Here is a 25,550-nt window from a genome sequence, read left to right as displayed (position 1 = left end):
TATTGATATTTATAAAAATAAAATAGAAAGTGTATAAAAAATGCCGTCATCTGAAAGAGTGAAAAAGTTTTTCTCTCTAATTCAAATGACGGCAAATACAAATAAATAGCATGATAAATTGATGTGCGATTTAATTTTCAAACCATTGATTTAAATTAAATTTATTAGAAAACATTACGGTCATAGGTCACAGCTTCCAAGTCATAGACTTGATAGATACAGTCAAATAAAGAACGAATATCTTCACTTTCATCCATGTTACGAATAGCCATAAAGACTGGACTCACCGCCGCATCATCTAATAAAGGTATAAAGTGCAAATGTGCCAAATGAATATTTTCTGCACTTTCAGGCACCAGACACACCCCTTCACCTGCTGCAACAAAGCCTAAAGCCAGTTGCAGTTCTCGTACTTCACGAATTTTCCTTGGTTCTAGTCCATACTCAGAAAACACGCCACGAATTTGCGTAGAGAAGTTCGGTTTGTTGTGATTCGGATATAAAAATAGTTGCTGATCAACGACATCGGCCAAATACACCCCTTCTTTTTGCATCGCAAAAGGATGACTTGAATGCACCGCAACCATTAATCTTTCTTCACGCAACAGTATGCGTTTCACCGCAGGATCGGAAATACGCAAACGACCAAATCCGACATCTATACGTCCTTCTTTTAAGGCTTGAATCTGGTCATTGGTGGTCATTTCCACCATTTCTATTTTTAAATGCGGATGCTGCTGCTTAAACAAATACACAATTCTTGACAATAATCCGAACAATAAAGAACCAACGAAGCCAATAGTCACAGTACGACCAGCAATACCGACACGTTTTGTCATCGACTTGATTTCTTCCGCATTAGACAAAAGTTTAACGGCATGTTGGTAAAAGAATTGGCCTGCTTCGGTGGTCTTAAGCGGTCTACTTCCACGCTCAAATAGTTGAATTCCAAGCTCTTGTTCTAAATTTTGGATCTGTCTGCTCAAAGGTGGTTGAGCAATAAAGAGTTTTTCTGCTGCCTTGGTGAAACTTTGCTCTTCTACAACAGCAACAAAATAACGTAAATGCCTGAGTTCCATAGCTCAAAATACCTTTTAAGTATAAAAAAATGCATATTTGATCTTCGACCAATGCAATTTATTCTTTTAAGGTATATCACATAACTGTAATAAAGCAATGATATGAAGGGCAAACCATGTATAAGTCAGTAGAAACTTTGCTGGTGGAAATACCAACCATCCGCCCACACAAGATGGCGGTTGCAACCATGCAAACCCAAACCCTTGTATTAGTCAAAATCACCACTGAAGATGGTTTTGTTGGCTGGGGCGAAGCAACCACGATTGGCGGCTTGGGCTATGGTGAAGAAAGCCCAGAAAGCGTAAAAACCAATATCGAAACATATTTCGCATCATTGCTAAAAACTTTAGCTGGCTTGAATGTTGCGCAAACTTTACAGGTCATTAAAAAGAATATCAATGGCAACCGTTTCGCGAAATGTGCCATTCAAACTGCTTTATTAGATATTCAAGCGCAGCGCTTAAACCAACCTTTAAGTGAAATTTTAGGTGGTCGCCTACGCAACTCGGTTCCTGTGTTATGGGTACTTGCATCTGGCGATACAGAAAAAGACATCGCTGAAGCACAAAAAATGATTGCGGCTAAACGCCACAACACATTCAAGCTCAAAATCGGTTCACGCCCAGTAGAGCAAGATGTAGAACACGTATTGGCAATCAAACAAGCATTGGGTAAAGACGTTTCTATTCGTGTAGACGTAAACCGTGCTTGGTCAGAACTTGAAGCAATTAAAGGCATCCAGCTTTTACAAGATGGTGGTGTCGATTTAATTGAACAACCATGTGCAATTGACAACATTGATGCCATGGAGCGTTTAACACGTAAATTTGATATTGCCATCATGGCAGATGAATCATTGATGGGCCCACAAAGCGCTTATCAATTGGCAAAACGTAATGCTGCATCTGTATTTGCAGTTAAAGTTGCCCAATCTGCGGGTCTAATCGAAGGTTGTGAAGTTGCAACAATTGCACAGTTGGCAGGCATCGACCTATATGGCGGCACAATGCTTGAAGGCCCTGTCGGCACGATTGCATCTGCGCATGTGTTCTCGACCTTCCAGAATTTAGCTTATGGCACAGAATTATTTGGTCCGTTATTGCTGACCGAAGAAATTTTAAAAACTCCACTTCAGTACCAAGACTTTGAATTACACCTTCCAACAGGTGCAGGTTTAGGTATTGAGTTGGATGAAGACAAAATTGACAACTTGCGTCGTCAGTAATTAGGAGAAACCCATGCTTTTCCACGTACGTATGGATGTAAACATTCCATTGGATATGCCAGCAGAAACTGCTAACGAAATTAAAGCCGTTGAAAAAGCATATTCGCAGGAATTACAGCGTCAAGGTAAATGGCGTCATATTTGGCGTATTACTGGCCAATATTCAAACATCAGTATTTTTGATGTTGAGAGCAATGAAGAACTGCACAACATTCTGCAAGGTCTTCCGCTCTACCCTTACATGAATATTGAAGTGATGGCATTGAACCGCCACCCTTCATCAATTCGTGAAGATGACACCTGATTTAATTCGGAAACTGGAGTAAGCACCTTACTCCAGCACCAAAGTAAACATTTAGCAAACCAAGTAAACAAGGAAAGTGGCAGCCAATTATCTCGTTTTTAGTCCAGAGATATTCGCCACCAAAGCACACCTCCAAGGAGAATGAAAATGAATCGCCAAGAAATTGATGCATTAGTTAAGCAAATGAACGTTGATACAGCGACAGGCCCTGTAGATGAACGTGTACAACAAGTTGTTGTGCGTTTATTGGGTGACCTTTTCCAAGCGATCGAAGATCTTGATATTTCTCAGTCAGAACTGTGGAAAGGTCTGGAATACTTTACTGATGCCGGTCAAGCGAACGAATTAGGTTTATTGGCTGCAGGTTTGGGTCTGGAACACTACCTAGACTTACGTGCTGATGAAGCGGATGCTAAAGCAGGCATTACTGGCGGTACGCCACGTACGATTGAAGGTCCACTTTATGTCTCTGGCGCACCTGAAACAGTAAGCTTTGCGCGTATGGACGATGGTTCTGAAGAAGGCAAAATCCCGACGCTGATCATTGAAGGTACAGTGACTGATACTGACGGCAACCGTGTTGAAGGTGCTAAAGTTGAAATCTGGCATGCCAACAGCCTGGGCAACTACTCATTCTTTGACAAGTCACAGTCTGACTTTAACCTGCGTCGCAGCATCATTACCGCTGCCGATGGTCAATATACTGCATTGACGACAATGCCAGTGGGTTATGGCTGCCCTCCAGAAGGTACAACTCAGTTTGTACTGGACAAGCTAGGCCGTCACGGTAACCGTCCATCGCACGTACATTACTTCGTATCTGCACCGGGTTACCGCAAGCTGACTACTCAATTCAATATTGAAGGCGACCAATACCTGTGGGATGACTTTGCATTCGCGACTCGTGAAGGTCTGGTGGCAACTGCGGTTGACGTGACTGATGAAGCTGAAATTGCAAAACGTGGTCTGAAAGGTCCTTTCAAACACATCCAGTTCAACATTGTTCTTCAGAAAGATCAAGCTGGCGTTCCTTCTACTGAAGTTGAACGTCGCCGCGCAAGCGCATAATTTGAAATGGAATCGGGATGTGGTCGTTGCCCCATCCCGATGACTGCCCTCCTTGGAAAGTCGGAGAAAGGACATGCCTCGTATTCCTGTTATCAATACTAGCCACTTAGACCGTATTGACGAATTATTGGTTGATGATTTTGAATCTGGTGAATTTAAATTACACCGTTCAGTATTCACAGACCAAGCCCTGTTTGACCTAGAAATGAAATACATTTTTGAAGGCAACTGGGTTTATTTGGCACATGAAAGCCAAATTCCAAACAACAATGACTACTACACCACTTACATTGGTCGTCAGCCAATCATCATTGCGCGTAACCGCAATGGCGAATTGAATGCCATGATCAATGCGTGTTCACACCGTGGTGCACAATTATGTCGTTACAAGCGTGGTAACAAAGCAACTTATACTTGCCCATTCCACGGTTGGACTTTCAACAACTCTGGTAAGTTGTTAAAAGTAAAAGACCCAGCAGATGCAGGTTATTCAGATTGCTTTAACAAAGACGGTTCACACGACTTGAAAAAAGTTGCCCGCTTTGAAAGCTATAAAGGTTTCTTGTTTGGTAGCTTAAACCCAGATGTTCCTTCTTTAGAAGAATACCTAGGCGAAGCGACTAAAATCATTGACATGATTGTGGGTCAATCTCAACAAGGTCTTGAAGTTTTACGTGGTTCTTCGACTTACACCTATGAAGGTAACTGGAAGTTAACTGCTGAAAACGGTGCCGATGGTTACCACGTGTCTGCAGTACACTGGAACTACGCTGCAACAACTCAGCAACGTAAAGAAAAAGAAGCTGGCGATAACATCCGTGCAATGAGCGCAGGTTCATGGGGCAAACAAGGCGGTGGTTCTTACGGCTTTGAAAATGGTCACATGCTCCTTTGGACTCAATGGGCTAACCCAGAAGACCGTCCTAACTTTGCCAAGAAAGATGAATACACCGAGCAATTCGGTGAAGCAATGGCGAAATGGATGATCGAGCGTTCACGTAACTTGTGTATCTATCCAAACGTGTACTTCATGGATCAGTTCGGTTCACAAATTCGTGTGTTACGTCCGCTGTCTGTAGATAAGACTGAAGTGACAATTTACTGTATCGCACCTGTAGGTGAAGAGCCAGAAGCACGCGCACGCCGTATCCGTCAATACGAAGATTTCTTTAACGCATCAGGTATGGCAACCCCAGACGATCTTGAAGAATTCCGTGCATGTCAAGCAGGTTACGCAGGTATCGCACTTGAGTGGAACGATATGTGCCGTGGTTCTAAGCATTGGATCCAAGGTCCAGACGATGCAGCCAACGAAATTGGTTTAAAACCAAAACTGTCTGGTATTAAAACTGAAGACGAAGGTTTATACCTTGCTCAGCACCAACACTGGTTAGAACTCATCAAACAAGGCATCGCAACTGAAAAAGAAATTGCGGCATCTACTGAAGGAGAAAACGCATGAGCGACATCACTTTAGAAAAAGTTGCGCAGTTCCTTTATCAAGAAGCTCGCTTTTTAGATGATGAGCAATGGGATGAGTGGTTACAGTGCTACGCTCCTACTGCTTCTTTCTGGATGCCAGCTTGGGATGACGATGACCGTTTAACTCAAGATCCACAGTCTGAAATCTCTTTGATTTACTATCCAGACCGTCAAGGTTTAGAAGACCGTGTGTTCCGTATCAAAACTGAGCGTTCATCTGCAACCATGCCAGATACACGCACAAGCCACAACATCAGCAACATTGAAATTGTTGAACGTGATGGCGATAAAGTCACTGTACGTTTTAACTGGAACACTTTAAGTTTCCGTTACAAAACTAACTACAGCTACTTTGGTATGTCACGCTATGAAATCGATTTTTCTGGCGACAAACCGCAAATTTTAAGCAAGTACGTGGTGCTGAAAAACGATTACATCAACCAAGTAATCGATATCTACCACCTCTAAGACTGTATTCATTTACAGCAAGGTAAAAACCTTTCAGCCAGATGGAATCTTGGCTGAAAGGTCTAGTTTCAAAGATTTATATAGGATATTCAGCCATGTCAAACCACAATGTTGCACTTCAATTTGAAGATGGCGTTACACGTTTTATTTCTGTTACAGATGGTGAAACACTGTCAGACGCAGCTTACCGTCAAAAGATCAATATTCCTTTGGACTGCCGTGACGGTGCATGTGGAACGTGCCGTGCGTTTTGTGAATCAGGTTCGTATGACATGCCTGAAGAAACTTATATTGAAGATGCATTGACACCAGAAGAAGCTGAACAAGGCTACATTCTTGCATGCCAATGTAAACCAACTTCTGACGCAGTATTCCAAATTCAAGCAACTTCTGATGTATGTAAAACTGAAATTCATGCATTTGAAGGTACTTTGGCTCGTGTCGAAAACTTATCTGACTCGACCATTACTTTTGACATTCAGTTAGATGAAGGTCAACCAGACATTCACTTCCTTGCAGGTCAATACGTGAATGTGGGTATTCCTGGTACAACAGAAACCCGTTCATATTCTTTCAGCTCTAAGCCTGGTAACCGCTTAACTGGTTTTGTAGTACGTAACGTACCAAACGGCAAAATGAGCGAATTCTTAAGCCAAAATGCCAAAGCTGGCGACAAAATGACCTTTACGGGTCCATTTGGTAGCTTCTACTTACGTAATGTAGCACGCCCTGTAGTGATGTTAGCAGGTGGTACAGGTATCGCACCATTTATGTCTATGCTCCAAGTACTTGAAGAAAAAGGTTCTGAGCACCCTGTACGTTTAGTTTTTGGTGTGACCAATGACTTTGACTTGGTTGCAATTGAAAAATTAAACGAACTACAAGAAAAATTCTCTTGGTTCGAGTACCGCACTGTAGTGGCAAATCCAGAATCTGCACATGAGCGTAAGGGTTATGTTACAGGTCATATTGAAAACGAATGGCTTAACGGTGGTGATGTAGACATCTACTTATGTGGTCCAGTACCAATGGTAGAAGCGGTACGCGGTTGGTTAGATGCTGAAGGCGTTAAACCTGCTAGCTTCTTATTTGAAAAATTCTCTGCCAACTAAGTTTGTTAGACATTCAATAAACGCAGTCGGAGAATAAAATGAATCGCACAAAAAGATTTGAAAACAAAGTTGTAATCGTGACTGGTGCCGCTCAAGGCATTGGTCGCGGTGTGGCTTTACAAGTGGCAAGTGAAGGTGCCCAAGTGGTTATGGCAGACCTTTCTCCCTATGTAGAAGAAGTGTTGGCCGAAATTGAAGAACACGGTGGCGATGCAGTAACCGTAAAAGCCAACCTTGAAACTTTTGCAGGTGCAGAATCTGTGGTTGCTAAAGCACTTGAAACCTATGGTCGTGTTGATGTGCTCATCAACAACGTAGGCGGTGCAATTTGGATGAAACCTTTTGAAGAATTTTCTGAAGAAGAAATTATCAAAGAAGTGAATCGTTCATTGTTCCCTACTATGTGGTGCTGCCGCGCAGTATTGCCTGAAATGGTGAAAAACCAGAAAGGTACCATTGTAAACGTATCTTCAATTGCAACACGTGGTATTAACCGCGTGCCATATTCGGCGTCTAAAGGTGGTGTAAACGGTTTAACCGCTTCCCTCGCCTTTGAACATGCCAAAGATGGTATTCGTGTGAATGCTATTGCAACTGGCGGTACAGAAGCGCCACCACGTAAAGTGCCACGTAATGCCAACCCACTTTCAGAATCTGAAAAAGAGTGGATGCAACAAGTGGTCGATCAAACCATTGATCGTACCTTCTTGGGTCGCTATGGCACCATTCAGGAACAAGTGAATGCGATTCTGTTCCTTGCTTCTGATGAGTCATCGTACATGACAGGTACCGTTGTACCTGTAGGTGGTGGTGATCAGGGCTAAGCCAAGATCATGACCAACTTCAACAGGATCATTGCTTGACGCAAGGAGGCAAATCGTCAATGAGTCACCTGTTCCAAACTTTAAAAAATGACTGGTCAATTTCAGCCACTGTTGCAGGATTCTTAGCAGTGCTGATCTCCTATTCAGGGCCATTGATCATCTTTTTCCAAGCGGCACAGCAAGCCCAAGTTTCCCCAGACATGATGATTTCATGGATTTGGGGAATTTCTATTGGTGCTGCTGTCGCAGGTATCTTTTTGTCCATTAAATACAAAGTGCCTGTGGTCACCGCTTGGTCTGCACCCGGTACCGCATTGCTGGTCACACTGTTTCCCGATATTACCCTGAATGAAGCAGTTGCAGCCTACATCACCTCTGCTGTGGTGATTTTTTTGATTGGAATCACAGGTTATTTTGACAAACTCCTGTCTTGGATTCCGCAAGAAGTCGCAGCAGGCATGATGGCAGGTATTTTGGTTCAATTTGGCTTAGGCTTATTTACTGCAACCGATACCCTGCCATACATTGTATTTGGGATGCTAGCGGTATTTTTATTGGCAAAGCGTTTTAGTCCACGTTATGCCATGATTTGGGTGCTTGCTGCAGGCATTATACTCAGCTTAATGCTCGGTAAAATTAACCCTGTCACCACCAATTTTAGTTTGGCAATTCCACAGTTTATTGCACCTGAATGGACGTGGAATTCAACCTTAAACTTGGCATTACCTTTAATTTTAGTCAGCTTGTCTGGGCAGTTTTTACCGGGTATGGCAATTATTAAAATTAGCGGTTATGACATGCCTGCTAAGCCTATTATTAGTGCGACCAGTATCGCTTCTCTTGCCGTTGCGTGTGTGGGAGGAATTACCATTGTACTTGCCTCTATTACTGCAGCATTATGCTTAGGTAAAGATGCGCACGAACTGAAAGAAAAGCGATATATTGCAGGTGTTGCAAACGGTATTTTCTATATTTTAGGTGGGTTATTTGCGGGTAGCATCGTCATGCTATTTAGCCTATTGCCCAAAGAACTGATTGCAGCTTTGGCTGGACTTGCACTTTTGGGTGCAATTGCCACCAATATTTCAGTTGCAATGAGTAAAGAATCACAGCGTGATGCAGCCCTCATCACCTTTTTAGCAACTGCCTCTGGCATGCAGTTTTTAGGGCTAAGTTCTGTATTTTGGGGCATCTGTATTGGTTTGATCGCACATTGGGTATTAACCAAACGCGACAACTCAGCAGCACCCCTACCTTCAACTCAAAGTTCCAAAAGTTAATGGACAGGCAATTGTCTAGGACACATTATGATTGATAAAAGTCAAACTTCTTTAACAGAAGTCCTTTCGCAAATTAAAGATGGTTCAACCATCATGATTGGTGGTTTTGGTACCGCAGGTCAGCCAGCGGAACTCATTGATGGTTTGATTGAACTTGGCATCAAAGATTTAATTATTGTAAACAACAACGCAGGTAATGGTGACTACGGTTTAGCGAAACTGCTAAAAGCTGGCGCGGTACGTAAAATTATCTGTTCATTCCCACGTCAGTCTGACTCTTGGGTATTTGATGAACTTTACCGCGCAGGCAAAATCGAGCTTGAACTGGTGCCGCAAGGTAACTTGGCATGCCGTATTCAGGCTGCAGGTATGGGTCTAGGTCCAATCTATACCCCTACAGGTTTTGGTACTTTACTTGCAGAAGGCAAACCAACCTTAAATTATGAAGGTAAAGACTACGTACTAGAAAACCCAATCCGCGCAGACTTTGCTTTAATTAAAGCACAGCAAGGCGACCGTTGGGGTAACTTGGTGTACCGTAAATCTGCACGTAACTTTGGCCCAATCATGGCTATGGCGGCAGATGTGACAATTGCACAGGTTTCTGAAGTGGTTGAGTTAGGCGCGTTAGATCCTGAACACATCATCACTCCGGGTATTTTCGTTCAGCACGTTGTTGCCGTTGGCGCAAAACAACCTGAACAATCTGCATAACTGTCACGTGAAGGAGAACATCATGAGCTATACCAAATTAACACGTGATCAAATCGCTGAACGTGTGGCACAAGACATTCCAGACGGTGCTTATGTCAACCTCGGCATTGGCTTACCAACTAAAATTTCAAACTACCTGCCTTCAGACAAAGACGTATTCTTACACTCTGAAAACGGTTTATTGGCTTTCGGTCCACCACCTCCTGCAGGTGAAGAAGACCCTGAGTTAATCAACGCAGGTAAAGAATTCGTGACCATGCTAACAGGCGGCTCATTCTTCCATCATGGTGACTCTTTTGCCATGATGCGTGGCGGTCACTTAGACATCGCAGTATTGGGTGCATTCCAAGTGGGTGAAAATGGCGACTTGGCAAACTGGCACACAGGTGCGCCAGATGCGATTCCTGCTGTTGGTGGCGCAATGGACTTAGCCGTTGGTGCGAAAAAAGTCTTTATCACAACCGATCACGTCACCAAAAAAGGTGAACCAAAAATCGTGGCTGAATTGACTTACCCAGCAACTGGCTTGAAATGTGTAGACCGCATTTACACTGACTTATGTGTGATTGACGTAACTCCTGAAGGCATGAAAGTTCTTGAAAAAGTTGAAGGCTTGAGCTTTGAAGAATTACAGTCATTGACTGGTGCAAAGCTGATTGATGCGACTCAGGCTTAATCGTCTTTAAATATAATTTTTAATCCCCCTAAATCCCCCTTTTTCAAAGGGGGACTTCCATCAAGTAATTTTAGGTGGGAATCTCCTCCCTTTTTTAAAGGGAGGTTGGGAGAGATTAAGATATTTGGAAAATAAAATATGAAAAACGCATATATCGTCGATGCCATCCGTACCCCATTTGGTCGTTATGCAGGTGGTTTAGCTCCAGTCCGTGCTGATGACTTAGGCGCATTACCGATCAAAGCACTTATGCAACGCAATCCATCTGTAAACTGGGAACAAGTTGATGACGTGATTTACGGCTGTGCCAACCAAGCAGGTGAAGACAACCGTAACGTGGGTCGTATGTCTGCACTTTTAGCAGGTTTACCGTACCAAGTGCCAGCAACCACTGTAAACCGTTTATGTGGTTCATCGCTAGACGCAATTGCAATGGCCGCACGTGCAATTAAAGCAGGTGAAGCAAACCTGATTATTGCAGGTGGTGTTGAATCAATGAGCCGCGCTCCATTTGTGATGGGTAAATCAGAATCTGCTTATGGTCGTAGTCAAAAAATTGAAGACACCACAATGGGCTGGCGTTTCATTAACCCGAAACTCAAAGAAATGTACGGCGTAGAAACTATGCCGCAAACTGCTGAAAATGTAGCGGAACAGTTCAATATTAACCGTGCCGATCAAGACTTGTTTGCTCTAACCAGCCAACAACGTACTGCTGCTGCACAAGCACGCTGTTTCTTTGACAAAGAAATTATTGCAGTGGAAATTCCACAACGTAAAGGCGAGCCTGTCGTTGTTGCTGCAGACGAACATCCACGTGCATCAACCACAGCAGAAGCATTGGCAAAATTAAAGCCAGTGGTAAAAGCAGACGGTACTGTGACTGCAGGTAACGCGTCAGGTATTAACGATGGTGCGGCTGCCCTACTGATTGCTTCTGAAGAAGCGGTTGCACAACACGGCTTAAAACCACGTGCCAAAATCATTGCTTCAACTGTTGTTGGTGTTGAACCACGTATTATGGGCTTTGGTCCTGCGCCTGCAATCAAAAAATTGTTGGCACAAACAGGTTTGACCATTGAACAAATGGACGTGATTGAACTGAACGAAGCCTTTGCTGCACAAGCATTAGCATGTACTCGTGACTTAGGCATTGAAGATGGTTCAGAGAAAGTCAATCCAAACGGTGGTGCAATTGCTTTAGGTCACCCACTTGGTGCATCTGGTGCGCGTTTAGTCACTACAGCACTGAACCAACTTGAACAAACTGGCGGTAAATACGGTTTATGTTCAATGTGTATTGGTGTTGGTCAAGGTATTGCTTTGATTATTGAACGTGTTTAATCCTCATTAAAAGTCCCCCTTTCATAAAGGGGGATTTAGGGGGATTTATAAGATTAAGGATTTAAAAAAAAATGCCAACTTTTACCTCAAATGATGCGCAAATCAATTACCAAACTTTTGGTGATGCTACAAAACCTGCACTGATTTTTTCAAACTCGCTGGGTACAAACTTCAAAATGTGGCAAGCACAGATTGATTTTTTCCAGCAAGACTTTTTTGTAATTTGCTACGACACACGTGGTCACGGTGCATCATCAGCTCCGCAAGGTCCATATAGCATTGATCAATTGGGTCAAGATGTTGTAAATCTACTCGATCACTTAAATGTTGAAAAAGCGGCATTCTGTGGTATTTCTATGGGCGGTTTAACAGGTCAATGGTTAGCGATTCATCGCCCTGAACGTTTTAATCAGGTGGTGGTGTGTAATACTGCGGCAAAAATTGGTCAAGAACAGGCTTGGAATGACCGTGCCGCATTGGTACGTGAACAAGGTTTACAACCGATTGCTTCGACTGCAGCATCACGCTGGTTTACTGAACCCTTTATCCAAAGCAACGCGACAGTGGTCAACAATCTTCAAAACGACTTGGCAGCTGGCAGCGCCGAAGGTTATGCGAGCTGTTGCGAAGCTTTGGCTAAAGCGGATGTACGTGAACAACTTAAAGACATCACTGTGCCTGTTTTAGTGGTTGCAGGTCAGCAAGACCCTGTGACAACAGTTGTCGATGGTCAATTTATGGTTGAACGTATTGCCAATAGCCAATTGTTTGAAATCAATGCATCGCACATTTCTAACGTAGAATTGCCAAATGAATTTAACCAAGCAGTGAAGCAGTTTATCCAAGCATAAAACTTCATTGTTATTGTTAATAAGTTAAAAGTTAAAAAAATAGAGTTCTTTCGAGAACTCTATTTTTTATAGATGAATCTGCAGTTAGACGAGCTGGACTTAAACTAACTCCACCGCAATCGCTGTGGCTTCACCACCGCCAATACATAAAGATGCCACGCCTTTTTTCGCGCCTATACGTTGCAATGCATGAATGAGCGTCACAATAATACGTGAACCTGAAGAACCTAGAGGATGCCCCAAAGCACATGCACCACCCTGAATATTCACTTTGGCAGGGTCTAAATCAAAAGCATCTATCGCAAGCATGGTTACCATGGCAAAGGCTTCATTAATTTCCCACAAATCTACATCGGCAACCGACCACCCTGCTTTATCTAGCACTTTTTGAATCGCCCCTACAGGAGCAAGAGTAAACTCAGAAGGATGTTGTGAATGTGTCGCGTATGCCACAACTTTTGCAAGCGGTTTTAAGCCACGCTCTGCCGCAACCACATCTGATGTAATCACCAGAGCAGATGCGCCATCTGAAATAGAGCTGGCATTGGCGGCTGTAATCGTGCCATCTTTTTTAAATGCGGGACGCAAACTGCTAATTTTATCGACTTTGGCATTTAACGGTTGTTCATCCTGATCGACAATCACATCACCTTTACGTGAATGAACAGTGACAGGCACGATTTCATTTTTAAAATAACCGTTTTGAATGGCTTCTACCGCGCGGTTTAAAGAGCGAATTGCGTATTCATCCTGCTGCTCACGGGTATAGTTTTTCTTGTCTGCCATGTCTTGCGCCAGCACGCCCATCGACAAGCCTGTTTCAGCATCTTCTAAACCTTCCTGAAACATGTGGTCTGTGACTTTGCCGTGTCCCATACGGAAACCTGCACGTGCTTTATCTAGCAAATACGGCGCATTCGACATAGATTCCATACCGCCAGCGACCACAATCTGCGCTGAACCTGCCTGAATAGCATCGGCTGCCTGCATAACAGCTTTCATGCCAGAGCCACAAATTTTATTGATGGTGGTTGCACCTGTACTATCGGGTAAACCCGCTTGACGCATCGCCTGACGTGCAGGGCCTTGCTTCAAACCTGCAGGCAATACACAACCAAAAATTACTTCATCAATGTCAGTCCCACTTAAACCTGCACGTGCAACTGCGTGTTGAATTGCAACCGCGCCTAAATCGGGTGCTGTACAACTTGCCAGTGAACCTTGAAAGCCGCCCATTGCGGTACGTACAGCATCTACAATTACAATCATTTTTAGTCCCTTATTACCGTCTTTTTAAAGTGATTACCGTAAAAGCCATGCTTTTTAAAATTACAAATAACATCCCTGTGAGTTAGCAAGTAATTCACGTTAAATGTAAATCAAAAGATGAGCATTGCAATCTCGCAAAGTGCTGAATTGCTATGCTTGATTGATCTTAGACTTTTAGGCCTTGCTTATGAAAAATAGAATAAAAGTTTTAGAAATCCAATTTTATTTCACTAAAATGACCTGTTTGGTTCAGTTTTATTGACAACCGATTTGGCTTATGGATTGTGCTATTTTTCACATGATATTTTTTAAATTCATTGGTTCACTGATGAACATACGTTAAAACTTACCTTTTCAAGACCTTGGTGCTATTTTCAAGTTGCTCAAACTGCACTAGACTCCAACATGCTTAATTGGTTGTAATTGGAATATTGATTGATGACGACTCTACGCCAAGAAAATTTCCGACGTCGTAAAGAGAAAATTTTGGCAATGGCTGAGGTTTTATTACTGGAAAATCATAATGATATTACATTAAGTGAGTTGGCTGCAGAGTTAGATATTGCCAAAGGCACAATTTATAAATATTTCAAAAGTAAAAATCAGCTCTATTTAGAGTTAATTATTTTAAATGAACAGCGTTTATTGGATATTTCCAAACAGTATCACCATAACTTTCAAACTTATGTTTCGCAGTACATGCTGTATAACATGCTTAATTCCAACCGTACGATTTTGCTGCACTCGATTGAAGAACGCTTAACCAATAATGAACGTAAACTAAATGAATTGTTTGAACAGTTATACGATATTCGTGAGCAGCGTATTTTAGAAATTAAGGACATCACCCAAGCCTATTTAGAGTCCTTTAACAGCGCGATGTCGATCCGTGATTATCTGTCTTATATTTGGACAGTAACTTATGGTGCGTCGTTATTACTCAATTCTACCCATTATCAAAAAGCTATTGGGTCACGTGAACGCTTAATCAAGCTATATATTAATCAAGCACTGATGACGCCAGATAAAGTATCTGCGATTGTTTGATTTTTACATAGTTAGCTTCGTTGGATTCATTGCTGATCCCGCTAAATATTAGCGTCTAAGTAGAAAGAAATTTGCTTTTCAGAACGTATTAACTCACCTCATAAATTTATTCTCTAAATAAAAAATCCCAAAGTTCAAACTTTGGGATTTTTCAAATTCTTTTGACTGTCTAAAGACACATCATTCTGCACTAATATCTTCAAATAATACTGAAGATAAATAACGCTCACCACTGTCAGGTAAAATCACCACAATATTTTTACCTGCATTTTCAGGACGTGCCGCCAATTTTGCAGCAGCAGCCATTGCTGCACCACTTGAAATACCGACTAAAATACCTTCTTGGGTTGCTGTTTTACGCGCCCAGTCAATTGCTTCAGCACTTTCAATCGCAATCACTTCATCCACCAAATCTAAATCTAGGTTTTTTGGAATAAAGTTAGCGCCAATCCCCTGAATTTTATGTGGTGCAGGCGTAATGGCTTCACCACGCTTGGCCTGAGCGATAATTGGAGATTCAGCAGGCTCGACTGCAACAGTATGCAATGCCTGACCTTTTACCTTTTTGAAATAACGCGAAATACCAGAAATCGTACCGCCTGTACCTACACCTGCAACAAGAATATCGACCTTGCCGCCTGTTGCTGCCCAAATTTCTGGGCCTGTGGTTTCTTCATGAATTTGCGGATTGGCAGGGTTATTAAACTGCTGCGGCAAATAATAAGTTTCAGGATGTTCGGTTGCCAAACGCTCTGCTTCATCCACCGCGCCTTTCATACCTTTTGCAGGCTCAGTCAGCACCAAATTTGCACCCAACGCTTTCAACACCTTACGGCGCTCAATACTCATGCTTGCAGGCATCGTTAGTGTAATCTCATAACCTTTTGCTGCAGCTACAAATGCCAAAGCGATTCCTGTATTACCGCTGGTCGGTTCTACAATATGCATACCTGCTTTTAACACGCCACGTTTTTCAGCATCGGCAATTAAAGCAGCACCAATACGGCATTTCACAGAAAATGCAGGGTTACGGCTTTCCACTTTGGCTAAAACCGTTGCATCGCCAGAAATTAAACGGTTAATGCGTACCAATGGCGTGTTACCAATCGCTTCTGCATTATTGCTATATACGGCAATCCCTAAATTTGCTGGTGTTGAAAAAGCTGCATCTGTGGTCATGATTATTCCCTAAGTTATATCTATATAAACAAAATTTAAATTATCATACCTTTTTATAAAATTTTTGCCGATGTTTCACGAAAATTGTTTTATACAAAAATATGATTAGCTTTCAACAAAATGCGAATTAGAATAAAGAGATGACGACCTCAGTTTAATTGTCGATTTTCTCGGCACTTGGGTTTGAAATTCGCTATTTATTTTTTGACAATAGCAACACATAACAAAATGTAGGGAATGCAATGTCTAATAAACGTTACAGTCAGCTTTATCGTAATTTCACTAAAAAAATCTTAGATAAGATTGTGACGCCACAAGTATTAGGCACGACTGCAGAATTAGAACATCGTGTTGCACAAAGCTCTGAAAAAACACAATTTTGTTATGTGCTGCAAGATGCCTCTCTCAGCAATACCGTATTGATTGATCAGCAGACGCAATCTCGTGGTTTACCTTCTGTGTATGCGCCTTTAAACATTGCCGAGCATCAGGAAGACGATTCCATTTTGGTCTTGCGTGAGAAAAACCCACAGCACAGTGCTTATCACTACTCTGCTAAATTGATTCGACTCATTGAAACCTTAGAGCAACATCCTGAACATGATGTGTTGTTAGTTCCCGTAACTGTACTTTGGGGACGTTCACCCGAATACGAAGACTCTTGGTTTAAAGCATTATTTGCCGATGCATGGTCTACGCCAAACAAGCTTAAACAAACCATTAATATTTCGCTCTATTCACGTGATAACTACATCGAGTTTCATAAAGCAATTTCCTTACGTCAGCTTATTGAACAAGCCACACAACAACAACCACACTTATCGCCTGCGCACTTTATTGAGCAACATCTGGAACACAATTTTAATCAACACAAAGAAGCGATTTTAGGCCCAGACTTATCTGACCGCCGTAATTTGATTCATGCGTTGATGAAAAGTGAAGCAGTACAACAAGCTATTCGTAAAGAAAGTATCGAACAAAAAGTCAGTATGTTTGAAGCAGAAAACCGTGCTAAAAGCTATTTAACTGAAATTGTATCGGACTTTTCTTATTCGACTTTGCGTTTTGCTGAACTGGCACTGACCAAGCTTTGGACACAGCTCTATGATGGCATTGAAGTGCATCACTTTGACACGGTACGCGAACTCGCCAAAGACTATGAAATCGTCTATACCCCTTGTCATCGTAGCCACATCGACTATTTGTTGCTGTCTTATGTGATTTTTAATCGTGGCTTGATGGTGCCGCATATTGCAGCAGGTATTAATTTAAATTTACCAATTGTGGGTCAATTAATGCGTGGTGCAGGTGCGTATTTTATTCGCCGTACTTTCAGCGGCAATGAATTATACACCTCGGTATTTAAAGAATATTTACACAGTTTATTGTCACGCAACACCCCACTCGAATACTTCATTGAAGGTGGACGCTCACGTACAGGTTTATTGTTACCGCCGAAAAAAGGCATGTTGTCGATGACCATTCAAAGCCATTTACGCGGAGCAACCAAACCAATTGCATTTATTCCAACGTATTTTGGTTATGAAAAACTGATTGAAGGCACATCTTATTTAAATGAATTAAACGGCAAACCGAAAGAAGCCGAATCTTTATGGGGTATTTTAAACTCTGCCCGTAAAATTGAAAAAGTCTTTGGTCAGGTCTATGTCAACTTTGGCGAACCTGTATTTTTAGATGATGTTTTAACTGCCAACCAAGCACGCGATGTAAAACTGAACATAAATGATGAACTACCGACCTCTGTGATTCACACGGTAGATCATACTGCGCATGCAATCTTGGAAAATATCAATAAAGCGGTGGTGATTAACCCAATCGCCCTCATCTCTCTGATTTTATTAAATGCCGATCAGCATGCATTGAAACAAGATGAGCTGCTCGCCCGAATTGAACAATATCGACGTTTGCTCAAACAATTGTGCTACGACCCACGTATGATTATTACGGGTTTAAATCCACAAGAAATTATTGAATATGCGCTAAAACTTAAACAAGTTGAGCGTTATAACCAAGATGGTGTAGAACAGATTCGAGTCGCAGAAAGCCAAAAAATCTTATTGAGCTATTTTAGCAATAATATTTTGCACTGCTTTATTTTGCCTGCGTGTGTAGCATTAATTGTGCAGCAGTTTAATGAACAAAATTTAGCATTATCATGCGCAGATTTAATGCAAAAACTGCAGGCGATTTATCCATATTTGAAGCAAGAGTTTTTCTTGGCATGGACGGCGCAAGAACTTTCTCAAGAAATCGAAAAAATTGTGGCGTACTTTATTCAGCAAAATTGGGTTACAGAAGCAAATCTGCAATTACAGCCGAACCCAGCTACACAGCATGAACTCTATGCCTTAGCTGAACTGGCAAAACCAAGTTTAAATAATTTCGTATTGATTCAAGGGCTTTTGCAGCGTTATAGCGCACACATCCCTTTAAATCTGAAAGTTTTGGAAAAAATGACCAAAACCGTATTACAACGCGCTGCAGATTCTGCACAATTTAAGTCTGCATATTATTTTGATAGTGCCACCTTAAAAAGTTTTATCAGCAGTTTAGATCAGCAAGCCTTGTTGCAACACAATGCTACGCAGATAAGCCTAGATGATACTTTTAGTGCAAAAATGTCGGAATACTTTGCTTGGTATAACCCAGAAATTCACGAATTGTTAGCTGCATCGAGTGAATTTAGTGAGAAAGAATTAAAAAGTTTTGAACAGGTGAAAAAATAGGTTTTATTGTAACTCAGCCACTTTTTTATCAATTTTTTGATTAGAATATCAGCCCATTATTTATGATTGGCTGATATCTTTTCTTAAATGATACTTGTTCTCATATATAAATAATGATTTATGTTATATAATTTATCTTCCACTCCCGCCTAATATATATTGGGTTAGCTGTAAATTAAGAGAATAAAACAATGAACGATGGTCTTGAAATCACATCAATGCGTGAATCTGCGGATACCGTTGTTGGAATTTTAAAATCTTTGGCGAATAGTGACCGTCTTTTAATTCTTTGTCATTTATCTCAACAAGAATTAAACGTATCGCAAATTGAAGAAATAACTCAAATTCATCAGCCTACTTTATCGCAACAATTAATGATGCTGCGTAAAAGTGATGTGGTGAATACCCGCCGTGATGGCAAGCAAATTTTTTATTCAATTAAAGATGAAAAAATGGTGCAGGTACTTAATACCCTCTATGCACTTTATTGCCCGCAGGTCTAAATGATAATGCCTGTATTATCAGGCATCACCATAAAACTTGAATACTCTCCTGCTATTTCAAAGACTTCTTAGCATTTTTTGTTCATAATATATCTAAATTTATGATTTAGATTTCAGTATGTCAGATTTCAATTCACGTTTGGCTCGTGTACTACCTGCTTGGCAATGGCTGCGAAAATACAATGCAGAAACATTGAAATCTGATCTGCTGTCTGCGTTTATTGTCATTGCCATGTTGGTACCTCAAGGAATGGCCTATGCCATGCTTGCAGGTTTGCCTCCTGTCATGGGTTTATACGCGAGCGTGATCCCCATGATCATGTACGCCTTGGTTGGTGGCAGCCCAACCTTGTCCATTGGCCCAGTCGCCATTATTTCTATGATGACCTTTGCGACGCTCAATCCTTTATTTGAAGTCGGCTCGGCAGCTTATATTCAAGCAGCTTGTTTACTTGCCCTGATGGTCGGCATTATTTCACTACTTTTAGGTGTTTTTCGTTTCGGTTTTTTAATTCAACTCATTAGCCATCCTGTTATTAAAAGCTTCATTATTGCCTCTGCATTAATGATTGCGATTGGACAGCTTAAATTTGTGTTAGACATCCCCCTTAAAGCCAATAACTTACCTGAGTTCTTATACAGCTTTTGGAAATATATGGGACAAACCCATTTTTATAGCGTGCTCTTGGGTGTTGCTGCCATTTTATTTCTAATTTATGCCCCTAAAATCATCAACAGTAATGCCTTTCGTGAACGTGTTCGAGGGAATGGTTTTATCTTAAAAGCCTTGCCATTGGTATTGGTGATCGTTTCAATTGCTTTGGTTTATTCATTGCATTTGCAACAAATCGGCATTAAAACAGTCGGAGAAATTCCTTCAGGATTTCCGCCTATTCAATTCCCTGAATGGAATGCACAACTTGTTCTACAACTCCTTCCTGGCGCAGCCATGATTGCCATGATCAGTTTTGTGGAATCTCTGTCTATTGCGCAAGCCACCGCCTTACAACAACGTAGTCACTTAAATAGCAATCAGGAACTGATTGCACTCGGTTTAGCCAATTTTGGCGCAGGTGTTAGCTCCTCTTTTCCCGTCACAGGCAGTTTGTCGCGTACCGTGGTCAATGCCGATGCAGGTGCAAAAACATCAATGGCAGGTGTATTTACCTCCATCGTGATTGTTATTGTCAGTTTATACTTCACGGGATTTTTCCAAGACTTACCACTGGCTGTTTTGGCTGCAACCATTATTGTTTCAATTTGGAAACTGGTCGAGTTCCAATCTTTTAAAGAAACTTGGCGTTATTCCAAAGCCGATGGTCTGGCCATGTGGGTGACGTTCTTTGGTGTTGTATTCATTGATATTTCGACAGGTTTAATTATTGGGATTGTGTCCACCTTTATTCTAATGTTGTGGCGTATTAGCCGACCACATATTGCGGTAATTGGTTTACTTGAAGGCACACAACATTTTCGTAATATTCAGCGGCATCAAGTGCGTACCGCGCCACACGTGCTATCCATGCGAATTGATGAAAATCTAACCTTTTTAAATGCCAATACTTTAAAAGGCTTTTTTATTAATCAAGTCAGCCAAAACCCTCAGTTAAAGCATGTAGTGGTGAATTGTTCGAGTATTAGCAGTATTGATTTAAGCGCACTCGAAATGCTGGAAGATTTAAATCTTGAACTAAAAAAATTGAATATTTGTCTGCATTTTTCAGAAATTAAAGGCCCGGTAATGGACAAATTACAACACTCAAAACTTTTGCAGCATTTAAATGGAAAAGTTTATTTGTCACATTATTTAGCCATGCAAGAGCTTGCGCCTGAACTGACTTAAAGATCAAGAAATTGATCTTTAATTTTATCTTTAAAACTGGATGCTCAACACACATGCTTTTTGATCAAAGAGTACTTTTATCTTGCTGAAATTTAAGTAGTTTAATAAATATCACTTTTAAAAATATAGACTTAATTTTTATATAAAAATTATTTTTAAGCACATGGATATTTCAGTATAAAATAGCCGCTTTTCTTTAACCTTGTTTTCGTATGTTTTCAGCTTTTTTGCGTTTGAGTTTAGTCTCCCGAATTATGATTGCAATTGTACTCGGTGTGGCTGTTGCAATTTTATTTCCAGAATCTGCGCCCTATTTAAGCCTTTTGGGTGATATATTTATTAAAGCCCTGAAGTCTGTTGCGCCAATTTTAGTCTTTATTTTGGTCATGGCATCGATTGCCAATTTTAAAACTGGAAGCAGCAATGCCTATATCAAACCGATTATGCTGATGTATGCGATTGGTATGTTCTTGGCTGCGCTCAGTGCAGTTATTGCAAGTACGCTTTTCCCAAGTACATTATTTTTAGATGTTGCAACACAGTCAGAATTAATCCCGCCGGGCAGTCTTGCTGAAATTTTGAAAAATCTTTTACTTAGTTTTGTTGCTAACCCTGTAGTTGCCATTACCGAAGCCAACTTTATTGGTATTTTGGCTTGGGCTGTGGCTTTAGGGATTGCCTTCCGCCATGCTACAGAGTCCACCAAAGCATTGTTGAATGATGCAGCCAATGCAGTCAATCGCGTTATTCGCTTGGTGATTAACTTTGCGCCTTTCGGTATTTTTGGCTTGGTTGCCGTGACATTTGCCGATGCAGGCTTGAGCACCTTAGCCAGTTATGCTCAATTATTGGCAGTCTTGTTAGGTACGATGTTCTTTGTCGCGTTGGTCATCAACCCAATCATGGTGGCATTTGTGACCCGCAGCAATCCTTATCCTTTAGTTTTTCAATGCTTACGCGAAAGTGGCATTACTGCTTTCTTTACCCGTAGTTCTGCAGCCAATATCCCTGTCAATTTAGACTTAGCCAAGCGTTTAGGCGTACAGGAATCAACCGCGAGTGTTGCAATTCCGTTAGGTGCAGTAATTAACATGGCAGGCGCATCGGTCACCATTACCGTTTTGACCTTAGCTGCGGTAAATACTTTAGGAATTTCTGTCGATTTTAGCACCATGCTGATTTTATCTGTGGTTGCAACGGTGTCGGCCTGTGGTGCTTCAGGCGTTGCGGGCGGCTCGTTACTGCTGATTCCTGTAGCGTGTGGCTTATTTGGTATTTCTTCAGATATTGCCATGCAAGTTGTTGCAATTGGTATGGTCATTAGCGTATTGCAAGATTCAACCGAAACTGCACTTAACTCATCTACCGATGTGCTATTTACTACTGCGGTTGACCGTGGTTTGAGTTAAGATACAATGCGTTAGGAAACTTACGCAATCATCCATTATGCCTTTTCAAACTTTACCCCTTTGGGTGCAATTTGGTGCTTTTTTTCTAGCCGTCAATGCTGGAATTATTAACGTACTCGGATTGGTGACCGTATTGCACCAGTCCGTTTCGCACATGACTGGTAACGTTAGTATCTTGGCGATGGCGCTAATCGACTGGAAACCAGAAGCCATGATTTTCTTGTTTCTGGTGATTTTGTGCTATGTGATTGGCTCATTTTATAGCGGCGTCATTTTAGGAAATAGCAATTTTCGCTTAGGGCGTCGTTATGGTTTGCCCATGAGTTTGGTGGCATTTTTTATTTTAATCTGCTGGGCATTATTGCCTTATTTCCCACGTTATGCCCTGCTTTGGGCATCGGTTGCCATGGGCATACAAAATGCCATGATCAGCTACTATAAAGGCACCATCATCCGCACCACACATTTATCTGGGGTATTGACCGATTTAGGCTTAGCTCTCGGTTATCGAGTGCGGGGCTTACAAGTTGAAAAAAGGCGTATTGTTTTACACCTACTGATTTTAATTGGTTTCTTTGTGGGTGGATTACTCGCTGCAGCCATTTATCCTACATTTAAACTGAATTCTTTTCTGGTACCTGCAGGACTCAGCCTAAGTTTGAGTTTGGTGTATTGGATTATTTATTTTCGCTATCGACATCTTCAACATTAAGTTTCGGAAATTATCATGGTTAAAAATGCACTACAGGCACAATTGCTCAAAGCGGGTTTAGTGGATAATAAAAAAGCAAAAAAACTGTCTAAACAAACCTTACACGAACAGCGCACAGGTGAAAGTAAAGATGCTGAAGTGAAAGCCAAAATTGCACAGGCACAGCAAGAAAAACTCGCCAAAGACCAAGCTATTGAGCAAGAAAAGAAAGCCGCTTTACAGGAAAAAGAACTGAAAGCAGCAATTATGCAAATGATTCAGCAGCATAAAATTCGTGATACCGATGGTGAAGTGGCTTATCAGTTTTTAGATGGCAAGATTAAAAAAGTGTATATCAATCAACAAATTTACAATGCACTCGTGGCAGGTAGTTTGGTGATTGCCAAAGAAAATGACAGTTATGCGTTCCTGCCTAAAGCTTTAGCTGAACGTATTAATAGCAAAATGGAAGGCTTTATTATTGTCAATAATGCCGAGAAAAATGAAGCCACGACAGATGAAGAAGATCCATACGCAGCCTATGTGATTCCAGATGATTTAATGTGGTAGATCACGCAAGTATTTATGCTAGGTATCTATTCAAAGCCAGTATCTGTACTGGCTTTTTTATTATGACTGCAACTTGATTGAAAACTTTCAGTAAAAACAAATAATTGAAATGTAGCAAAAAGTTACTCAGCCTTCAAATTTAAACTTTAGTCGATACACTATCTAACAATTTCATACATCAATGAAGAATTAAGGTGAATTGCAGGCCAAAATTCTAAGTGCCGTGCAGACGAAAATCAGCAACCTTAAAGCGAGGACCTTTTGCAAGAATCTAATTTTATTCAAAATATTCAGGAATGGTATAACCAATACCCTTGGTTAGAAATGCTGACCTCACTCAGTATTGTGATTCTACTGGCAATTTTAGCCAACTTTATTGCCAAGCAAATTGTAGTGCGCGGGATTCGCAAACTGATTTCTAAAATGACCTTTGCCAATAGTGAAATTATTTCACAGCATAGTGTCATCCGACGTATTGCCAACATTGTCCCAGCTGTCGTGATTATGAACGGCATCACCACCGTACCGCATTTGTCAGATAAAGTAGAAAGCTTTGTGCAAATGGGTGCGCAAGCCTTTATATTCCTGACCATTGCATTGGCAATTTCTGAATTTTTAAATATTTTTAACCTGTTCTATCAACGCAACCCTAAGTCACGCAACAAGCCAATTAAGGGCTATTTGCAGTTAGTTAAACTCATTATTTATGTGGTCTGTGCCCTCATGATTTTAGGCACTTTCCTGAAAAAAGATGTGTTTACCTTACTCGCAGGTTTTGGTGCGATGGCTGCTGTTTTGATGTTGGTTTTCCAAAATACCATTTTATCTCTAGTGGCTTCGGTACAAATTTCTTCCTACGATATGGTACGGATTGGTGACTGGATTGAAATGCCTTCTTTAAATGCCGATGGTGATGTCATTGATATGTCATTACATACAGTCACCGTGCAAAACTGGGATAAAACCCTGACCACTATTCCAACCAATAAACTCATTACCGATACCTTTAAAAACTGGCGTGGCATGCAGGAAGCTGGTGCCCGACGTATTAAACGTGCCATTTTAATTGATCAAAGTTCTGTGCACTTTATGACTGAACATGAACAAAGCAAACTTAAAGAGTTTTTGTTATTGGATCAATATTTACATAGCAAAAATGAAGAAATTGAGCAGTTTAATCAGCAGTTAGCAAATCAATCACAATACAACCAACGCCGTTTAACCAATTTAGGGACGTTCCGTGCCTATGTTGAATTTTATCTGAAACAGCATCCTGGCATTAATCAATCTCAGTCATTGATTATTCGCCAACTACAGCCAAGCAGTGAAGGTTTACCGCTAGAAATTTATGCCTTTACCAAAACCACTGCATGGAAAGAATATGAAAGTATTCAATCCGATATTTTTGATCATTTGCTGGCGATTATTCCTGAGTTTGGCTTAAAAGTGTATCAAGCACCATCAGGTTCAGATTTAAAGCAAATTGGCGCACCATTTAAAGCAAGCTCTGCCAAAAGTCTAAATCCTGTAGAAATTGACGAGGCATAATTATGGATTTATTGCTGAGCCATGTGTCGCAAAATGCTTGCATGGCTCAGTAGCCGTTTTTATTTTCAGCAAGACGATAAAATTTTCATTAAATTAAAATGCACTCGTACACTCGTATATGAATAAGAGAAAATAAAGTCTTATTTGTAAGAGCTTTGTTGAAACAAATATCTAACACTATGTTTTAATTAACCTGAGTTCGATATAAAAAAAGAGTAGAAAAAAAGCCCTGTATTTGTAACATATTGGTTCTCAAGACAAAATGTTATAAAACAAGGCTTTTCAATGGATCATATTACCGAATTATTTTGTATTT

Annotated in this window: 23 protein-coding genes; 20 read left to right on the top strand and 3 right to left on the bottom strand. The window is 41.1% G+C overall.

All coding sequences use genetic code 11. From position 1 onward, the window contains the following. Nucleotides 1-164: 164 nt before the first annotated feature. Nucleotides 165-1,079, bottom strand: coding sequence for a LysR family transcriptional regulator (locus HX743_RS09145; protein WP_178319050.1), 915 nt, complete (start codon nt 1,077-1,079; stop codon nt 165-167). Between the two features lie 116 nt (nt 1,080-1,195). Here HX743_RS09145 and HX743_RS09140 point away from each other — a divergent pair, with 116 nt between their 5' ends. The 12 genes from HX743_RS09140 to pcaD all read left to right on the top strand — a co-directional run bounded on the left by HX743_RS09140 (nt 1,196) and on the right by pcaD (nt 12,428). After that, nucleotides 1,196-2,305, top strand: a complete 1,110-nt coding sequence (locus HX743_RS09140) for a muconate/chloromuconate family cycloisomerase (RefSeq protein ID WP_004973532.1) — start codon at nt 1,196-1,198, stop codon at nt 2,303-2,305. 13 nt (nt 2,306-2,318) lie between these two features. Then, on the top strand, nt 2,319-2,609 hold the full coding sequence (gene catC / locus HX743_RS09135; protein ID WP_096901615.1) for a muconolactone Delta-isomerase: 291 nt from the start codon (nt 2,319-2,321) through the stop codon (nt 2,607-2,609). A 147-nt stretch (nt 2,610-2,756) separates the two neighbouring features. Further along, nucleotides 2,757-3,677 (top strand): catechol 1,2-dioxygenase, encoded by a 921-nt coding sequence (gene catA / locus HX743_RS09130; RefSeq protein WP_004973528.1) that lies wholly within the window; start codon nt 2,757-2,759, stop codon nt 3,675-3,677. A gap of 73 nt (nt 3,678-3,750) precedes the next feature. Continuing rightward, nucleotides 3,751-5,139 (top strand): benzoate 1,2-dioxygenase large subunit, encoded by a 1,389-nt coding sequence (benA, locus tag HX743_RS09125; protein WP_178319049.1) that lies wholly within the window; start codon nt 3,751-3,753, stop codon nt 5,137-5,139. Continuing rightward, nucleotides 5,136-5,627: a benzoate 1,2-dioxygenase small subunit gene (gene benB / locus HX743_RS09120; protein ID WP_178319048.1), complete on the top strand. Its 492-nt coding sequence runs from the start codon at nt 5,136-5,138 to the stop codon at nt 5,625-5,627. The genes benA and benB overlap by 4 nt, the downstream gene beginning before the upstream one ends. A 95-nt stretch (nt 5,628-5,722) precedes the next feature. Continuing rightward, a complete protein-coding gene (gene benC / locus HX743_RS09115) occupies nt 5,723-6,739 on the top strand; it encodes a benzoate 1,2-dioxygenase electron transfer component BenC (protein ID WP_019837573.1) in 1,017 nt (338 codons plus the stop codon). 38 nt (nt 6,740-6,777) lie between these two features. Further along, entirely contained in the window at nt 6,778-7,563 is a 786-nt protein-coding gene (gene benD / locus HX743_RS09110) for a benzoate diol dehydrogenase BenD (RefSeq protein WP_004973522.1), read from the top strand. 59 nt (nt 7,564-7,622) lie between these two features. Further along, a complete protein-coding gene (benE, locus tag HX743_RS09105; protein ID WP_004973520.1) occupies nt 7,623-8,843 on the top strand; it encodes a benzoate/H(+) symporter BenE in 1,221 nt (406 codons plus the stop codon). A gap of 27 nt (nt 8,844-8,870) precedes the next feature. Next, the gene (locus tag HX743_RS09100; protein ID WP_104851986.1) at nt 8,871-9,557 is read left to right on the top strand and encodes a 3-oxoacid CoA-transferase subunit A; all 687 of its coding nucleotides are present in this window, start codon (nt 8,871-8,873) and stop codon (nt 9,555-9,557) included. Nucleotides 9,558-9,579: 22 nt separating this feature from the next. After that, nucleotides 9,580-10,233 carry a 3-oxoacid CoA-transferase subunit B gene (locus HX743_RS09095; RefSeq protein WP_178319047.1) on the top strand — a complete coding sequence of 218 codons (654 nt, stop codon included), beginning with the start codon at nt 9,580-9,582 and terminating at the stop codon, nt 10,231-10,233. A gap of 138 nt (nt 10,234-10,371) precedes the next feature. Further along, nucleotides 10,372-11,577 carry a 3-oxoadipyl-CoA thiolase gene (gene pcaF, locus HX743_RS09090; RefSeq protein ID WP_178319046.1) on the top strand — a complete coding sequence of 402 codons (1,206 nt, stop codon included), beginning with the start codon at nt 10,372-10,374 and terminating at the stop codon, nt 11,575-11,577. Nucleotides 11,578-11,648: 71 nt separating this feature from the next. Further along, the gene (gene pcaD, locus HX743_RS09085) at nt 11,649-12,428 is read left to right on the top strand and encodes a 3-oxoadipate enol-lactonase (protein WP_096901607.1); all 780 of its coding nucleotides are present in this window, start codon (nt 11,649-11,651) and stop codon (nt 12,426-12,428) included. A 99-nt stretch (nt 12,429-12,527) separates the two neighbouring features. On the opposite strand, the gene HX743_RS09080 is transcribed toward pcaD, so the two are convergent. After that, a complete protein-coding gene (locus HX743_RS09080) occupies nt 12,528-13,697 on the bottom strand; it encodes a thiolase family protein (protein ID WP_096901606.1) in 1,170 nt (389 codons plus the stop codon). A 438-nt stretch (nt 13,698-14,135) separates the two neighbouring features. On the opposite strand from HX743_RS09080, the gene HX743_RS09075 reads away from it, so the two are divergent. Beyond that, the gene (locus tag HX743_RS09075) at nt 14,136-14,744 is read left to right on the top strand and encodes a TetR/AcrR family transcriptional regulator (RefSeq protein WP_004973506.1); all 609 of its coding nucleotides are present in this window, start codon (nt 14,136-14,138) and stop codon (nt 14,742-14,744) included. A gap of 180 nt (nt 14,745-14,924) precedes the next feature. Here the strand turns inward: HX743_RS09075 and cysK are convergent, their stop codons facing one another. Beyond that, complete coding sequence (gene cysK, locus HX743_RS09070; RefSeq protein WP_004973505.1) at nt 14,925-15,923, bottom strand: cysteine synthase A; 999 nt, start codon at nt 15,921-15,923, stop codon at nt 14,925-14,927. A 242-nt stretch (nt 15,924-16,165) separates the two neighbouring features. Between cysK and plsB the strand changes: the two genes are divergently transcribed. The 7 genes from plsB to HX743_RS09035 all read left to right on the top strand — a co-directional run bounded on the left by plsB (nt 16,166) and on the right by HX743_RS09035 (nt 25,234). Continuing rightward, nucleotides 16,166-18,670: a glycerol-3-phosphate 1-O-acyltransferase PlsB gene (gene plsB, locus HX743_RS09065; RefSeq protein WP_178319045.1), complete on the top strand. Its 2,505-nt coding sequence runs from the start codon at nt 16,166-16,168 to the stop codon at nt 18,668-18,670. 191 nt (nt 18,671-18,861) lie between these two features. Next, nucleotides 18,862-19,173, top strand: coding sequence for a metalloregulator ArsR/SmtB family transcription factor (locus HX743_RS09060; protein WP_004973501.1), 312 nt, complete (start codon nt 18,862-18,864; stop codon nt 19,171-19,173). 118 nt (nt 19,174-19,291) lie between these two features. Beyond that, nucleotides 19,292-21,016 (top strand): SulP family inorganic anion transporter, encoded by a 1,725-nt coding sequence (locus HX743_RS09055; RefSeq protein WP_178319044.1) that lies wholly within the window; start codon nt 19,292-19,294, stop codon nt 21,014-21,016. A 212-nt stretch (nt 21,017-21,228) separates the two neighbouring features. Then, on the top strand, nt 21,229-22,425 hold the full coding sequence (sstT, locus tag HX743_RS09050; RefSeq protein ID WP_178319043.1) for a serine/threonine transporter SstT: 1,197 nt from the start codon (nt 21,229-21,231) through the stop codon (nt 22,423-22,425). 37 nt (nt 22,426-22,462) lie between these two features. Then, the gene (locus HX743_RS09045) at nt 22,463-23,137 is read left to right on the top strand and encodes a YoaK family protein (protein WP_131261946.1); all 675 of its coding nucleotides are present in this window, start codon (nt 22,463-22,465) and stop codon (nt 23,135-23,137) included. A 15-nt stretch (nt 23,138-23,152) separates the two neighbouring features. Continuing rightward, a complete protein-coding gene (locus HX743_RS09040) occupies nt 23,153-23,686 on the top strand; it encodes a DUF2058 domain-containing protein (protein WP_004973493.1) in 534 nt (177 codons plus the stop codon). Nucleotides 23,687-23,947: 261 nt separating this feature from the next. Continuing rightward, on the top strand, nt 23,948-25,234 hold the full coding sequence (locus HX743_RS09035; RefSeq protein ID WP_178319042.1) for a mechanosensitive ion channel family protein: 1,287 nt from the start codon (nt 23,948-23,950) through the stop codon (nt 25,232-25,234). Nucleotides 25,235-25,550: the final 316 nt, after the last annotated feature.

The organism is Acinetobacter sp. Swhac1 (assembly GCF_013390985.1).
Taxonomy (GTDB): Bacteria; Pseudomonadota; Gammaproteobacteria; order Pseudomonadales; family Moraxellaceae; genus Acinetobacter; species Acinetobacter towneri.
The sequence above is the reverse complement of the archived record's forward strand: the minus strand, read 5'-3'. Positions and strand labels throughout refer to the sequence as shown.